Origin of the sequence: Nocardia sp. GCM10030253, from assembly GCF_042675075.1 — a bacterium.
Lineage (GTDB): Bacteria > Actinomycetota > Actinomycetes > Mycobacteriales > Mycobacteriaceae > Nocardia.
Genome location: NZ_JBHTDL010000006.1, coordinates 83455 through 98766, shown reverse-complemented (window position 1 = coordinate 98766; position 15312 = coordinate 83455). Strand labels below are relative to the sequence as shown.

Below are 15312 nucleotides of genomic sequence, written 5' to 3'. Positions count from 1 at the left end.
CAAACCCGGTTCCCCGCGAACATCTCGAGCCGACGTGCTGGTCGGCCCGGAGGGCCGGCGAAGGAGCGAAGCTGTGCCTGGCTCACCCGCGAGCACCGAAGAGCAATATCAAGATCATATGACGATTGCCGGCATCGGGGCGGTCACCGGGTATGGCTGGGGTCGCGAGACCCTGTGGCAGGGGCTGCTCAGCGGCAAGTCGGCGGCAAGCCTGCACCCCGGTTACGGCCACAATCACGACGAGCACGCATGGTTGTCGCTGGTGCCCGACGGCGGCGATCCCTTGGTCAGCGACAGCCGCTACGGGCGGGCCATACATGAGTCGGCCCGCGAGGCGATCGCCGACGCGACTGCGCGCGGCTGGCGGCGAGGGCGCACCGTTGGGGTGCTGCACGCGATCGTGCTCGGCGACGTCACCAACTGGCGTGACTTCTATCTCGTCGACCACGGCCACCGCCGCTCCCGCGATTACATGCGACTACTTCCCTCGACTCCGATCTCGGTACTGCAGCAGGAGTTCGGTTTCCACGGTCCGGCGATGAATGTCTCGGCGGCGTGCAGCTCGGCGAATGTCGCGCTGATCACCGCGAAGCTCTGGCTGGACGCGGGCGTCGCCGACGACGTGATCTGCGTTGCCACCGATATATCCGCCACGCCCGACATGCTCGAGCACTTCGTTCGGCTCGGCGCCGCGGTCGGAGAGGTCGAACCACTGGAGGCGTGCAGGCCCTTCCAGGCGGGCAGCCGCGGCTTCAGCATGGGGGAGGCGTCCGTGGCGTTCGTGCTGAGCCGTTCGGTGCGGCGACCGTATGCGGCGGTGCTCGGCGGCGGCATGACCAACGATGCGTACCACGTGGTTTCGGTGGATCCCGGCCACGATCAGATCTTCGACTGCGCGCGCAGGGCACTGGCCGACGCCGATGTCGCCCCCGAGGACGTCCGGTATTTCAACGCGCACGGTACCGGCACCGAACAATGTGATGTGGCCGAACGGGACCTGCTCGCGCGGATGTTCGGCGACCGTCCGAAGGTCTACGCCGTGAAACCGCTCGCCGGCCATTGCCAGGGCGCGGCGGCGGCGGTCGAGGTGGCCGCGGCGGCGCTGGGTTACGAGCGTGGCATCGTGCCTGCCGCGCCGATCGTCGCGCCCGCGTATGTGCGGCTGCTGGACGGTCCGACGGAGTTCGCGGGGGGTGTCACCGCGAAGTTGTCGCTCGGGATGGGCGGCAACAATTCGATGGTGGTGCTCGGGCCGGTGTGAGCTCCTGACCTGTCTGAATACCTCAGCGATCAAGGCAGCGGCACCGACCAGCTGAGCCGGGTTCCCGGGAGCCTGTCGCCCGGTTCGTCGGCGCGGTGCATGTCCGGCCCGATGGTGAACTGCCCGTCCGCCTTCTCCGCGCGCTGCTCCAGATTGCGTAACCCGCTGCGGATCACATGATTCGGTATCCCCCAACCGTTGTCGGTCACCACGATGGTCAGATCGTCGGCCACGCCGATTTCCACCGCGACCAGATCGCCGCCGGAATGCCGCACGGCGTTGCTGACCGCCTCCCGCACCACCGCCTCGGCGTGATCGGCGAGCTCGGCCTCCAGCACCGACAGCGGACCCGTCACCTGAATGGTCGCCCGCAACTCGGTGTCGGCGGTCTGCTGCCGGATCGCCGCCTCGATTCGCTGTTGCAGCCCGGTGCTCTGACCGCCGCCGCCGTGCAGGTCGAAGATCGAGGTCCGGATTTCCTGGACCACCTCCTGCAGATCGTTGATCACGTTGGCGAGGCGTTCGCGCACGCCAGGAGCCTCCGACCGTGGTACCGCGCCCTGCAGAGTGAGCCCGATCGCGAAGAGGCGCTGGATCACATGGTCGTGCAGGTCGCGTGCGATCCGGTCGCGGTCGGCCAGGATGTCGAGATCGCGCATTCGGCGCTGAGTGTCAGCGAGTTGCATGGCCAGCGCCGCCTGGTCGGTGAATGCGGCCGTCAGCTCGACCAATTCGTCCGGGTATGGCGCGGAGCCCGCCGGGCGCACCGTGACCAACGCGCCGAGGGTGGCGTCGGGCGTGCACAACGGCAGGATCAGTGCCGGGCCGACATTCGGCAGCGGCGCGCCGAGATCGACTTGCGCGGCATCGTCGAAACGCAGCGGCGTGCGCCGGGTGAAGGCCTCGCCGAGCGCGGTGCCCTCGGTGTGCACGGTCCATCCGTCGTGTCCGGCACCCGGTCCTGACCACTGCGTGACGAACAGCTCGGTCACCTCGCCGAGCCTGTTGTCGGTGACGGCGGCGCTGGCGAGGAAGGACTGGTGCGAACCGGTGAGGGTGCGGGCGTGGTCGACCACATGGGCGAGCACCACGTCGGGCTCGGTGCCTGCTAGGAATTCGGTGGCGATATCCCTGGTCGCCTCGATCCAGGCCTGCCGAGTGCGCGCGGATTCGTAGAGCCTGGCGTTGTCCACCGCGATGCCCGCCGCGGCCGCCAGTGCCTGGACAAGCACATCGTCGTCCTCGGTGAACGGTTGCCCGCCTGCCTTCTCGGTCAGGTACAGGCTGCCGAAGATCTCGTCGCGGATGCGCACCGGAACGCCGAGGAAGGTGTGCATCGGCGGATGGTGTGGCGGAAACCCCACCGACGCATCATGATTCGACAACTCGTCGAGCCGCAGCGGCTTGGGTTGGTTGAACACGACGCCGAGCACGCCGTGCCCGGCGGGCAGCCTGCCGATCCGTTCGCGGGTTTTGTCGTCCATGCCCTCATCGATGAACTGGGTCACCTGCTGGTCGTGGCCGCGCACTGCGAGCGCCCCGTAGCGGGCGTCGACCAGACTGGTGGCCGTGTGCACGATGGTGCGCAGGGTTTCGTCGAGGTCGAGGCCGGAGGTGACGGCCAGCATCGCCTCGACAAGGCCGTCCATCCGGTCGCGCGAATCGATGATCAACTCGACGCGTTCCCTGACCTCGGAGAGCAGCTCCCGGAGCCGAAGTTGCGACAAAGTGTCGCGCACCGAATAGGGGCCGCTGCCGTTGTCTTCGGTCATCTCGGCTTCCTGTCCTGGCGGGTGCGTAGCAGCGCCTGGCGTCAGTCTAGTTGGCCGATCGAGGACTTTCGGCTCTGTTCACCGTGACGTTGCGGTGATGGGGTGGGCGCACCGGGAATAGAAAGTAGGGGTGTCCTATGAATTCGTCGGAGCTGGTGGGAGCGTCGGAGTTGGTGGGAGCGTCGGAGTTGGTGGGAGCGTCGGAGTTGGTGGGTAGGCCGGAGTTGGTTGGTAGGCCGGAGTTGGTTGGCAGGCCGGAGTTGCTCGGCAGGACCGAGCTATTGCGTTCGACCGAGCTGTGGGCGACCGCTGCCGATCCGGAACTCGCGGTGACGACGTGTGGTGCGGTGCCCGCCGCGGACGTGACAAGGGCGGTGCGGGCGATCGGCCGGGTGTTGCGCCGTCACCACGTCGATTCGGCAGCGCGGGTGCGGGTCACGGTGCCGCCGGATTCCACCGAACCGACATTGGTGCAGGCCAACATTCGCTTCCACGACACCCCGACGCGCGTGCAGGTCACCGGTCCGCGCGGGTTCGCGGTCACCTTCGCCGTCGAACGGCTGGACCGGCAGATTGCCCGGCTGGCGACCAGCCAGGCCCGACCATGGCCGGATCCGGCTCGTCCACCGCTGGCCCGCGTCACCGAGCCGCGCCCGATTGTCCGCAGGAAGGTCTGTGCGCTGCTGACCGGAACGCCGGCCGAGGCGACGGCGGTGCTGGACGCGATGGATTACGACGCGTACCTGTTCACCGATTCGGAAACCGGAGAGGATGCGATCGTGCATTGGGAGGAGTCGCTGGGCGTGCGGCTGACGCGACAGCATGCGACGGCCACGCCGCTGGCCACGGAAGAAGCGCCGTTGACGGTGAATTCCCTTCCACTCACAGTGAATTCGGAACCGACACCAAGCCTGAGCGAGAACCAGGCAGCCGCCCGGCTATGTAGCGGCGGCCTGCCGTTCCTGTTCTTCACCGATCCGGGCAGCGGCCGCGGCCGACTGCTCTATCGCCGATACGACGGCGACCTCACCATCGTGGTCCCGGCGGGCACGGAATAACAGCCCGCTTAGCCGTCCCGGAGTTTTGTGGCAAGCACCGCCGCCTGCGTGCGGCGTTCCATGCCGAGCTTGGCCAATAGTCGCGAGACGTAATTCTTGACGGTCTTCTCCGCCAAGAACATTCGCGCCGCGATCTGTCGATTGGTCAATCCCTCGCCGAGTAGTGCGAGCAGTCTGCGTTCTTGTTCGGTGAGCCCGGCGAGCGGTCCGTCGTTCTCGGTGCTGTTGTGCAAGCGCGCTTTGAGCGCGGCGGCAGCGCGATTGTCCAGCAAAGATCGGCCCGCGCCGATTTCTTTGATGGCCTCGGCCAATTCCATGCCTTTGATGTTCTTGACGACGTATCCGCTTGCGCCTGCCAGAATCGCGTCGAGCATGGCGTGCTCGTCGGTGTAGGAGGTGAGGATCAGACAGCGCAGACCCTCGATCTCGGCGAGCAGATCGCGGCACAGCTCGATGCCGTTGCCATCGGGCAGCCGCACGTCGAGCACCGCGACATCCGGACGCAGTGCGTGGATGCCGGTCATCGCCTGCGCGACATCGCCCGCCTCGCCGATGACGGTGAGCTCGGGATCGCTGTCCAACAGGTCGATCAGGCCACGGCGGACGATCTCGTGGTCGTCGACGAGGAACACCTTGATCACGCCGCCTCCTGTCACTCGCGGGGTCCCCGCACCCGTGCTCGGCGGGGCCTGCGCGCCCCGCTGTTCCACCCGCTCAAGGTAACTCGTCGAGCGAGTGCCGGGGATAGAGGTCCGCAATTTCGGGTAAAGGTGGCTCGTATTTATGCCTGACCCGGGGTAAACATCCTGGTACGAAAGGCGGTGTGGGAATCAGGGTTCCGGGTATGCTTGTAACGAAGTCACTCCAAAGAGGGCTGGTGGCAGTGGCGTCGAAAGGCCCGTGCACAGTTATCTCGGAAGATGACATATTCAGCGACACTAGATTTCAGTAACTTCATCGGCATCTCCGGTGATCATCGGGATACCCTGTTCCCTTGCCGCGATTGCGGCGCGCATTGGCGGTTTGCCCACGGCCGCACCATTGTCGAGGCCGTCGTGGTCGAGGATCGCCCATGAGAATCGGACCCATTGTGCTCGCCTGGGTGGTGGCCAGGCCGGCACCGGAGGAACCGCGCGAAGACCCACTGGCGGCGCGGGTCGAGCTGATCCGCCACGCTGACGCGCTGCTCGATCCCATCGGATGGCCGGAGCCGTTCGGCCTGGTGATGGCCGAGGCATTGGCCTGCGGCACACCGGAATCGGCGTTCCCGAATGGCGCGGCGCCGGAACTCTAGGGGGCGGTCGTGAGCAGCCAATGGGGGGAACGTTCGGGATCCGGCGAGCCCCGAGCGGCCGAGGTCGGGGTCACCCTGGTCGAGGGCTCGACCTTCTGTATCAGCGAAACCGGCGGCGGCATCAGCCCACATCGCCCGGAAGGACTGTTCGTCCGGGACACCAGGGTGCTGTCGCGCTGGCGGCTCACGGTCGACGGTCTGCGTCCACAGCCGCTCACCGTCCAGTACTCCGACCCCTACAGCGCGACCTTGCTGGCCAGGACGGCGCCGCGACCCGGCCGCGCCGACAGCACTGCGCTGGTGATCGTCGGTCGCCATGTCGGTGATGGCATGCGCGAGGACCTGACCGTACGCAACTTGTCCGGCGAACCCATCCGCTGTGTGGTGGCGTTGGAGGTCGACGCCGATTTTGCGGACCTGTTCGAGGTGAAGGAGGGCAGGACCGGCGACGGCGTGGTCACCACCACCAGCAGCGCCGTCGACGGAGCCGTCGAAATCAGCAGAGCCGACCTCCAAGTGGGAGTCACCGTCGCCGCGGCGGGCGCCACCGCGAAGGACCGTGCATTGCGCTGGGAGGTCGCCTTGCCCGGGCGCGGCGAATGGACCGCTTGCATCCAGTACCGGCCTGCGCTCGGATCCGCCCCCGTGACGCCGCGGCATCTGTGCGGCAGTTCTGTCTCGCGCAGCGAGCCCGCGCAGCGGCTGCGCGACTGGTACCAGAACTCACCCACCGTGCACACCGCAGACGAAACCCTCGCCGCGGTGTTGCGGCGCGCCGTCACCGACCTCGGCGCATTGCGTATCTTCGATCCCGGTCATCCCGAGCGGGCGGTGGTCGCCGCCGGCGCGCCCTGGTTCATGGCCTTGTTCGGCCGCGACTCGCTGCTCACCTCCTGGATGGTGCTGCCGCTGGACCGCAGGCTGGCCGTCGGCACGCTGCAGAGCCTGGCGGGCTTGCAGGGCAACGAGATTCGTTCGGTCACCGAGGAACAGCCCGGCCGCATTCCACACGAGGTGCGGTTCGGGCGGGCGGCGACCCCGCTACTCGGTGGTGACACCGTGTACTACGGCACGGCCGATGCCACTGCGCTGTTCGTCATGCTGCTCGGCGAGCTGCAGCGCTGGGGGTTGGATGCCAGGACCCGCGATGAGCTGCTGCCGCATGCCGATCGGGCGCTGGACTGGATCGAACGATACGGGGACGCCGACGGTGACGGTTTCGTCGAATATCAGCGGGCCGCCGAACACGGGCTGGGCAACCAGGGCTGGAAGGACTCGTGGGACGGCGTGAATTTCATCGACGGCAGCCTGCCCGCGGCGCCGATCGCGCTGGCCGAGGTGCAGGGTTATGTCTACGCGGCGTACCTGGCGCGGGCGGCGCTGGCGCTGGACACCGGCGATCACGGCACCGCGGATCGGTTCCGCGCGAAGGCGGGCCGTTTGAAAGCCGCCTTCAACGAGGCGTTCTGGCTGCCCGAGCGCGGCTGGTACGCGATCGGACTGGATCGGGACAAACGGCCGATCGATGCGCTCACCTCCAATATCGGGCACTGTCTGTGGACCGGGATCATCGACGACGACAAGGCGGGCCGGGTCGCCGACTGCCTGCTCGCGCCGGAAATGTTCAGCGGCTGGGGCATCCGCACGCTGGCCACCACCATGGGCGCCTACAACCCGGTCAGCTATCACAACGGCTCGGTGTGGCCACACGACAACGCGATCTGCGCCGCGGGGTTGATGCGTTACGGGTACACCGAGCAGGCGACCAGAGTGATCGATGGGATGCTGGATGCGTCGCACCGGTTCGGGTACCGGCTGCCCGAGCTGTTCTGCGGCTTCGACCGCATCGAGTTCGCGGCGCCGGTGCCGTATCCGACGTCGTGCTCGCCGCAGGCCTGGGCGTCCGCGGCGCCGCTGCTGTTCCTGCGCACTATGTTGCGGCTGGAGCCGGGCAGCGGTGGTTCGCGCGGCACGGGCTCGACATCGGTCGCGCCGGTGGTGCCGGACCGATATCTGCCGCTGCGGGTCAGTGGGCTGCGGGTGGGTTCGGATGTGCTGACGGTCACCGTCGACGAGGATGGCTGGCAGTTGCGCGGTGCGTCCGGCGAATTGCGGCAATCACGCCTGTGACCTGGCCGGACTGCTCGAGTGATGCGGGCGGCCGGCGCAACCGGAGCGTGGAATCACGGGGTGCGCCATCCTGTTGGAGAGGGTGGCCACGCAGTGCCGAAAGGCTGACGACGAAACTTGTCAGTGGGTCGGCCTAGCATGGCGGCGGGGGCATGTCTGGATAGACCGACACGATCGAGAAGGGACACCTGGTGGCGGAACGCCTCACTGTGCGCGGAGCTCGGGAGCACAATCTGAAGGGGGTCGACCTCGATCTGCCTCGCGACAGTCTCATCGTGTTCACCGGACTCTCGGGCTCGGGCAAATCGAGCCTCGCCTTCGACACGATCTTCGCCGAAGGCCAGCGCCGGTACGTGGAGTCGCTGTCCGCCTACGCCCGCCAGTTCCTCGGGCAGATGGACAAGCCGGACGTCGACTTCATCGAGGGTCTCTCGCCCGCGGTGTCCATCGACCAGAAGTCGACCAACCGCAACCCGCGCTCGACCGTCGGCACCATCACCGAGGTCTACGACTACCTGCGCCTGCTCTACGCGCGTGCGGGTACCCCGCACTGCCCGGTGTGCAGCGAGCTCATCGAAAAGCAGTCGCCGCAGCAGATCGTCGACCAGGTGCTCGCCATGGAAGAGGGCCTCAAATTCCAGGTGCTCGCTCCGGTGGTGCGCACCCGCAAGGGCGAATTCGTCGACCTCTTCGACCAGTTGAACACGCAGGGCTACTCCCGGGTCCGGGTCGACGGCGTCGTCTATCCGCTGACCGATCCGCCGAAGCTGAAGAAGCAGGAGAAGCACGACGTCGAAGTCGTGGTGGACCGGCTCGCCGTCAAGTCGAATTCCAAGCAGCGGCTCACCGATTCGATCGAGACGGCGCTGCGGCTTGCCGACGGCATCGTGGTGCTCGATTTCGTCGATCGCGACGAGCACGCGCACGACCGCGAGCGTCGCTTCTCCGAACGTCTGGCCTGCCCCAACGGGCATCCCCTCGATATCGAGGACCTGGAGCCGCGATCGTTCTCGTTCAACTCGCCCTACGGCGCCTGCCCGGACTGCACCGGCCTCGGCATTCGCAAGGAGGTCGACCCGGATCTGGTGGTGCCTGACCCGGAGCTGAGCCTGGCCGACGGTGCGATCGCGCCGTGGTCGCGCGGCCAGACCGCCGAATACTTCAACCGGCTGCTGTCGGGCCTGGCCGAATCCGTCGGCTTCTCCATGGACACACCGTGGCAGGACCTGCCGCTCAAGGCGCGCAAGGCGGTGCTGGAGGGCAGCTCCGATCAGGTGCACGTCTCCTACACCAACCGCTACGGCCGGAAGCGTTCGTACTACGCCGATTTCGAGGGCGTGATGCCGTTCCTGCAGCGGCGCATGGAGAACACCGAGTCCGAGCAGATGAAGGAGCACTACGACGGGTACATGCGCGATGTGCCGTGCCCGGTCTGCAACGGCGCCCGGCTGCGCCCGGAGATCCTCGCGGTCACCATTGCCTCGGGCGGCGAGCGGAAGTCCATCGCGGACGTCAGCGAGTTGTCCATTGCCGACTGCGCCGACTTCCTGAACTCGCTGACCCTCGGTGAGCGGGAGACCGCGATCGCCGGGCAGGTGCTCAAGGAGGTGCAGGCACGTCTTGGCTTCCTGCTCGACGTCGGATTGCAGTACCTGTCGCTGTCGCGGGCGGCGGCCACGCTGTCCGGCGGTGAGGCACAGCGCATTCGGTTGGCGACCCAGATCGGTTCCGGTCTGGTCGGCGTGCTCTACGTGCTCGACGAGCCGTCCATCGGGCTGCACCAGCGCGACAATCGCAGGCTCATCGAAACCCTCACGCGGCTGCGCAATCTCGGCAACACGCTGATCGTGGTCGAACACGACGAGGACACCATCCGGGCCTCGGACTGGGTGGTCGACATCGGCCCGCTTGCGGGCGAGCACGGCGGCCGGGTGGTACACAGCGGTCCGTACCAGGAACTGCTCACCGACCCGAATTCGCTGACCGGCGCCTACCTTTCGGGCCGGGAGCGGATCGAGGTGCCGCTGGTGCGGCGCCCGACCAGCAAGAAGCGTCAGCTCACTGTGATCGGCGCGAACGAACACAACCTGCGGGGAATCGACGTCAGCTTTCCGCTCGGCGTGCTCACCTCGGTGACAGGTGTGTCGGGTTCCGGCAAGTCCACTCTGGTCAACGACATCCTGGCGACCGTGCTCGCGAACAAGCTCAACGGCGCGCGGCAGGTGCCAGGCAGGCACACCAGGATCAATGGTCTCGACGAGTTGGACAAGCTCGTGCAGGTGGACCAGTCGCCGATCGGTCGCACCCCACGCTCGAACCCGGCCACCTACACGGGCGTGTTCGACAAGATCAGGACGTTGTTCGCGGCGACCACCGAGGCGAAGGTGCGCGGGTACCAGCCGGGCCGATTCTCCTTCAACGTCAAGGGCGGTCGCTGCGAGGCGTGCTCCGGTGACGGCACGCTGAAGATCGAGATGAACTTCCTGCCGGATGTGTACGTGCCGTGCGAGGTGTGTCACGGTGCTCGGTACAACCGGGAAACCCTCGAGGTGCACTACAAGGGAAAGACCATCGCCGAGGTCCTCGATATGTCCATCGAGGAGGGCGCCGAGTTCTTCGAGCCGATCACCTCGATCTACCGCTACCTCAAGACGCTGGTGGACGTCGGTCTCGGCTATGTGCGCCTCGGTCAGTCCGCGCCGACCCTGTCCGGTGGTGAGGCACAGCGCGTGAAGCTGGCCGCCGAACTGCAGAAGCGTTCCACCGGCCGCACCGTCTACATCCTCGACGAGCCGACCACCGGCCTGCACTTCGAGGACATCCGCAAGCTGCTGCTCGTCATCAACGGTCTGGTCGACAAGGGCAACACCGTCATCGTCATCGAACACAATCTGGACGTCATCAAGACCTCCGACTGGGTGGTCGACATGGGCCCCGAGGGCGGTTCCGGTGGTGGCACCGTGGTGGCCGAGGGCACTCCGGAAGATGTTGCGGTCGTTGCGGACAGCTACACCGGGCAGTTCCTGCAGCATGTGCTGGTGGAGGCGCCGAAGGCTCCGGCCAAGAAACCGGCGAAGAAAACGGCGACCAAGGCTGCGGGAACCAAGGCGGCGGGAACCAAGGCTGCCGCGGGCAAGGAAGCGCCGACCAAAACCACGACAACCAAGATTGCGGCCCCGAGTGCCGCTGCCAAACGCGCCTCGCGGAAGGCAGCCGCTCTGCGCTGACGATCCAGCTGTGCGGACAGTGAAGTGGTGGCTCTGAACTTGCTCCGAGCCACCACTTCACTGCACGGTTCGCTTCACGACCCGCTGCGGTCCGAGAACCGACAACGCGACACAAGAAGCCGACCGGGCTGGAAGCTCGCGCGCTCGATGGTCGCGATCAGCGGTTCGCGACCGTATGGATCAGCTCGGCGAGTTCTTTGTGCTTCGACCACATCGGCCAGTGGCCGGTGGGGAGGTCGACATATTCGGCGTCGATGCGGGACAGCTCGGTGAACAAGGGTTCCTCACCTGCGTCACGGAGTTGTTTCACCAGGTCGACGGTGATGCTGTTGCAGATCACCGTCGTCGGAATGGCAAGGCGGGCATCGGAATCGCTCAGTGCCAGCGGGCACCCGGCGACGCCTGCGGGCTCGGACACCGCGCGCTCGCGGAATCGGGCCAGCATCGAATCGTCCAGGCCCGTGAGGCTGTTGCCGTCGGCCTGCATCTGGTCCCAGTCCGGCAACGCGAGTTCGCGGACCGCCTCATCGAGCGCCGAGTTCAGGATGAAGCCGTTGGGCAGCGGCGCGGTATCCACATAGATCGCGCGGCTGAATCGCTCGGTCGCGATATCGGTGGCGAGATACGCGGGTGCGGCGCCACCCGAATGGGAAACCAGCACCGCGGTTTCCCCCTCTGCGACAGCATCGAGAACCGCCTGTGCCTGCATCTCCAGCGTGGCCTCCAGCCGATCCTCGTCGGCGGGATCGAGCCCGGGCAGAGTCAGCGCGAGCACATCGTTCCCTCGACTGCGAAGATCGTCGGCGACTTCGTCCCACGCCCACGCGCCGAGCCAGAATCCGGGAATAAGAAGTATTCGTGCCATCCACCGAGCATCGCATGTCCTACCCTGCCCACAACAAATCGCCGAGGTGTGATGAGGGTGTGAGATATGAACCTGCACAGGATATTTCGCTGTTCATGACGGCGATGAAAGAGTAGCTCCCGTGACGTTCGTCGCTAAACCTGGCGCGCCGCTCCGCGAGCTCGGCTCAGTAGACCGGGCCGGTGTACTTCTCGCCCGGGCCCTTGCCGGGCTCGTCGGGATGCGCCGACGATTCGCGGAAGGCGCGCTGCAAGGACTGCAGCCCATCGCGGTAGGGGCCCGCGTGTGGGCCGAAGTATTCGATGGACGAGGTGATCAGGCCTGCGAGGGCGGTGATCAGGCGGCGGGCCTCGTCCAGATCGCGGTGCGGGCTGGTGTCCGGGTCCGCGTCGCCGAGCCCGAGCTTCTCCGCCGCCGCACTCATCAGCATCATCGCGGCGCGGCTGATCACTTCCACCGCCGGGATGTCGGCCAGTTCGCGGACGGTGGTGTCGGGCTGTTCAGTCATACGATCAGGCTAGCGAGGCCGTCCGCAGCAGTCGGAGCTGGCCGATCTCGGCGGCATTCTTCATCAGTTCGGCGTTCACCCAGCCGGCCAGGTGCGCCATCGTCAGTTCCGCGTCGGCCGGCCACGGGTATGCCGACGGTGCGTCCAGATCGTCCTCGGTGAGCCGGGTCAGTACGCCGACCCAGTCCTCGCGCAGTCCGCGCAGCCATGACAGCGCGGCCGCGCCGTTGCCCGGCCAGTGGACGTCTGCTCGTGCCGGTGGTGTTCGACCCTCGACGTGGTCGATCGCCGCGCCCCACCACCAGCCGATATGCCAGGTGAGCCAGCCGATCGTCGGCACCGGGATCGGATCGGGTTCGACATCTGCCCAGTCCGGCCGCCACTGTCCATCGGCGGCGGGGCGTACCGTCCAACAGTGCGCAGCGGGCTGCCACAGGTAGTCGTCCGGCCGCAGCGTGTCGAAGTGGATTTCCGCGAGCGACCAGGTCAGGTCGAACTGCCAGCGCAGCAGGTCGAGGCGTGGGGTGGCCATCGCGGGAGCGTGTCACGGGGACTGGATACCGGCAAGCGATTAACGGGGTGATTCGGCGATAGCGAGCGGGAATGTTAGACTTCTTGCCGACGACCGCCCCGGGCTTGCTTGGGGCTGATAAGTGGAGCCCGACTCCCACCGTTGCCGACGAGTAATCGTACAGGTCAAACGGTCCGGTCACCCGCCCTTCCGGGGGCGGTTTTCTTGTGCAGGGATGCTTGCGCGGAGAGCGATTCGCCGCGAAAGAATCTTCGAGCACAAGGTCGACGCGAGCGCCGTTGGCGCGCGACGTCGGTGGCCGGTCGACTCGGGCCCCGTTGCGGAGAAATACCGCACCGGGGCTTTCGTGTTGAAGAAGGGGTTGCATTTATTGCACGCGGTTGTCAGACGACATCGCTTGACCTAGGAGGCCCCATCAGCACTGAGACCCGCATCAACGATCGCATCCGTGTTCCCGAGGTTCGACTCATCGGACCCGGCGGTGAACAGGTTGGGATCGTGCGTGTTGAAGATGCACTACGCGTCGCCCTCGAGGCCGATCTTGATCTGGTCGAGGTGGCTCCCGACGCTCGTCCACCGGTCTGCAAGATCATGGACTACGGCAAGTTCAAGTACGAGACGGCGCAGAAGGCGCGCGAGTCTCGGAAGAACCAGGTGCAGACCGTCATCAAGGAGCAGAAGCTCCGCCCCAAGATCGACGACCACGACTACGAGACCAAGAAGCGCAACGTTGTTCGCTTCCTCGAGGCGGGTTCGAAGGTCAAGGTGACGATCATGTTCCGTGGCCGTGAGCAGTCGCGCCCTGAGCTGGGCTTCCGGCTGCTGCAGCGATTGGCCTCCGACGTCGCCGAGCTCGGTTTCGTCGAGACTTCCGCGAAGCAGGACGGTCGCAATATGACCATGGTTCTCGCTCCTCACAAGGGTGCGAAGACACGTGTGAAGGCGCAGGAAGAGTCGGCGGCCCGGTCGCAGCCCGCCCCGCGCCCCATTGCGCCTGCCACAGACACGCAAGCCGCCCCCGCAGCGGCGGCCCCCGCGGCACCGGCCGAGCCGGCCGAGTCGCAGTAACAACGATCAGCACCGGCGGTCCGGACCGGACCGCCGGTACGACATAGATAGAGGAATCCATGCCGAAGATGAAGAGCCACAGCGGCGCGTCGAAGCGGTTCAAGGTGAGCGGTCGCGGCAAGCTGCTGCGCCAGCAGGCGAACCGTCGCCACCTGCTCGAGCACAAGTCCACTCGTCGGACTCGTCGTCTGGACGGCACGGAAGCCGTCGCGTCCGTTGACGTCCCCCGCGTCAAGCGGCTGCTCGGTCTCTGAGACCAGCAGCATCCGCGACCGGAGATTCCGGACGCCGACCACCGACCAACCCCCGGGCGCACGCAGACGCCCCCTAGATCGACAAAGGACTGACCCATGGCACGCGTCAAAAGGGCCGTCAACGCTCAGAAGAAGCGTCGTTCCATCCTCGAGGCCTCCAAGGGCTACCGCGGGCAGCGTTCGCGCCTGTACCGCAAGGCCAAGGAACAGCAGCTGCACTCGCTCACCTACGCCTACCGGGACCGCCGGGCGCGCAAGGGTGACTTCCGCAAGCTGTGGATCGCCCGCATCAACGCCGCGGCGCGCATCAACGACATCACCTACAACCGCTTCGTCCAGGGCCTGAAGGCTGCCGGTGTCGAGGTCGACCGCAAGATCCTTGCCGAGCTTGCCGTCTCCGACGCCGAGGCGTTCGCCGGCCTGGTCGCGGTGGCCAAGGCCGCCCTCCCGCAGGACGTCAACGCCCCGGCTGCCTGAGTCTGTCGAAGACCAGGACTCGGGTTACGTGACCGACCTTTCGGAACGACCCGTGGATGCGCTTTCCGAGCGCAATCCGCGGGTCGTTTCCGCTGTCAAGCTCCATCGTGCCGCGAATCGCCGCAAGACCGGTCAGTTCCTCGCCGAGGGCGCGAATTCGGTTACGGCGGCGCTGGACACCGGCCGGGTGCGGGAGCTGTTCTATTCGGCGGGCGCCGCGGCTCGTGAACACGAGCTCGTCGCGGGCGCCGCGGGTAGCGGAGTGCGCACCACGCTGGTGAGCGACCGGGCCGCGCAGGCACTCGGCGAAACCGTCACCGCACCTGGGCTGGTCGCGGTGTGCGAGTTGATCGACGTGCCGTTGGCCGAAGTGCTCGCGGCGGAACCCCGCATGCTCGCCGTGCCGGTCGAGATCGCCGAACCGGGTAATGCGGGCACCCTGATCCGGGTTGCCGACTCGGTCGGCGCCGACGGTGTGGTGCTGGTGGGGGAGACCGTCGACCCGCACAACGGCAAGTGCGTGCGTGCCAGCGCGGGCAGCCTGTTCCATGTGCCCATCGCCAGGAGTCGGGATATCACCGAGACCCTGGATTCGATTGCGGCGGCGGGCATTACCCTCCTCGCTACCGCCGCGAACGGCGAAATCGACCTCGACGATGCCGACGAACTCTTCACTGCCCCCGTCGCATGGCTGTTCGGCAACGAGGCGCACGGCCTTGCCCCTGCCGTCGCGGCCCGCGCCGATCACCGCATCCGGATCCCCATCCGTGGCCGCGCCGAGAGCCTGAATCTGGCCACCGCGGCGTCGATCTGCCTGTACGCGAATTCTCGCGTCCGCTACGCGAAGTAGAGCCGAGTCCGCGCGG

General features: G+C 66.7%; 14 protein-coding genes. 9 read left to right on the top strand and 5 right to left on the bottom strand.

Annotated features, from left to right (window positions below; translation table 11 throughout):
- The first annotated feature begins 118 nt into the window (after positions 1-118).
- Complete coding sequence (locus tag ACFQZZ_RS12705) at positions 119-1261, top strand: beta-ketoacyl synthase N-terminal-like domain-containing protein (RefSeq protein WP_378678695.1); 1143 nt, start codon at positions 119-121, stop codon at positions 1259-1261.
- Between the two features lie 29 nt (positions 1262-1290).
- Here the strand turns inward: ACFQZZ_RS12705 and ACFQZZ_RS12700 are convergent, their stop codons facing one another.
- Entirely contained in the window at positions 1291-3033 is a 1743-nt protein-coding gene (locus ACFQZZ_RS12700; RefSeq protein ID WP_378678692.1) for a GAF domain-containing protein, read from the bottom strand.
- Positions 3034-3170: 137 nt separating this feature from the next.
- Between ACFQZZ_RS12700 and ACFQZZ_RS12695 the strand changes: the two genes are divergently transcribed.
- Positions 3171-4091, top strand: a complete 921-nt coding sequence (locus ACFQZZ_RS12695) for a sigma 54 modulation/S30EA ribosomal C-terminal domain-containing protein (RefSeq protein ID WP_378678689.1) — start codon at positions 3171-3173, stop codon at positions 4089-4091.
- A gap of 8 nt (positions 4092-4099) precedes the next feature.
- Here ACFQZZ_RS12695 and ACFQZZ_RS12690 read toward each other — a convergent pair whose 3' ends face one another.
- Entirely contained in the window at positions 4100-4732 is a 633-nt protein-coding gene (locus ACFQZZ_RS12690) for a response regulator (RefSeq protein ID WP_378678686.1), read from the bottom strand.
- 431 nt (positions 4733-5163) lie between these two features.
- Here ACFQZZ_RS12690 and ACFQZZ_RS12685 point away from each other — a divergent pair, with 431 nt between their 5' ends.
- The 3 genes from ACFQZZ_RS12685 (at position 5164) to uvrA (ending at position 10742) form a co-directional block, all read left to right on the top strand.
- Entirely contained in the window at positions 5164-5385 is a 222-nt protein-coding gene (locus ACFQZZ_RS12685) for a hypothetical protein (RefSeq protein WP_378678684.1), read from the top strand.
- Between the two features lie 9 nt (positions 5386-5394).
- Positions 5395-7515, top strand: coding sequence for a glycogen debranching N-terminal domain-containing protein (locus ACFQZZ_RS12680; protein ID WP_378678681.1), 2121 nt, complete (start codon positions 5395-5397; stop codon positions 7513-7515).
- A 191-nt stretch (positions 7516-7706) separates the two neighbouring features.
- Positions 7707-10742 carry an excinuclease ABC subunit UvrA gene (gene uvrA / locus ACFQZZ_RS12675; RefSeq protein WP_378678678.1) on the top strand — a complete coding sequence of 1012 codons (3036 nt, stop codon included), beginning with the start codon at positions 7707-7709 and terminating at the stop codon, positions 10740-10742.
- 157 nt (positions 10743-10899) lie between these two features.
- On the opposite strand, the gene ACFQZZ_RS12670 is transcribed toward uvrA, so the two are convergent.
- The 3 genes from ACFQZZ_RS12670 to ACFQZZ_RS12660 all read right to left on the bottom strand — a co-directional run bounded on the left by ACFQZZ_RS12670 (position 10900) and on the right by ACFQZZ_RS12660 (position 12647).
- Positions 10900-11607, bottom strand: coding sequence for an alpha/beta fold hydrolase (locus ACFQZZ_RS12670; RefSeq protein WP_378678675.1), 708 nt, complete (start codon positions 11605-11607; stop codon positions 10900-10902).
- A gap of 166 nt (positions 11608-11773) precedes the next feature.
- A complete protein-coding gene (locus ACFQZZ_RS12665; RefSeq protein ID WP_378678672.1) occupies positions 11774-12115 on the bottom strand; it encodes a recombinase RecA in 342 nt (113 codons plus the stop codon).
- Between the two features lie 4 nt (positions 12116-12119).
- Positions 12120-12647: a DinB family protein gene (locus ACFQZZ_RS12660; RefSeq protein ID WP_378678669.1), complete on the bottom strand. Its 528-nt coding sequence runs from the start codon at positions 12645-12647 to the stop codon at positions 12120-12122.
- 369 nt (positions 12648-13016) lie between these two features.
- On the opposite strand from ACFQZZ_RS12660, the gene infC reads away from it, so the two are divergent.
- The 4 genes from infC (at position 13017) to ACFQZZ_RS12640 (ending at position 15296) form a co-directional block, all read left to right on the top strand.
- On the top strand, positions 13017-13715 hold the full coding sequence (gene infC, locus ACFQZZ_RS12655; protein WP_378680486.1) for a translation initiation factor IF-3: 699 nt from the start codon (positions 13017-13019) through the stop codon (positions 13713-13715).
- 59 nt (positions 13716-13774) lie between these two features.
- Positions 13775-13969 carry a 50S ribosomal protein L35 gene (gene rpmI / locus ACFQZZ_RS12650; RefSeq protein ID WP_040689021.1) on the top strand — a complete coding sequence of 65 codons (195 nt, stop codon included), beginning with the start codon at positions 13775-13777 and terminating at the stop codon, positions 13967-13969.
- 96 nt (positions 13970-14065) lie between these two features.
- The gene (rplT, locus tag ACFQZZ_RS12645) at positions 14066-14446 is read left to right on the top strand and encodes a 50S ribosomal protein L20 (protein WP_378678665.1); all 381 of its coding nucleotides are present in this window, start codon (positions 14066-14068) and stop codon (positions 14444-14446) included.
- Between the two features lie 52 nt (positions 14447-14498).
- Entirely contained in the window at positions 14499-15296 is a 798-nt protein-coding gene (locus ACFQZZ_RS12640) for a TrmH family RNA methyltransferase (RefSeq protein ID WP_378680483.1), read from the top strand.
- The last annotated feature ends 16 nt before the right edge of the window (positions 15297-15312 follow it).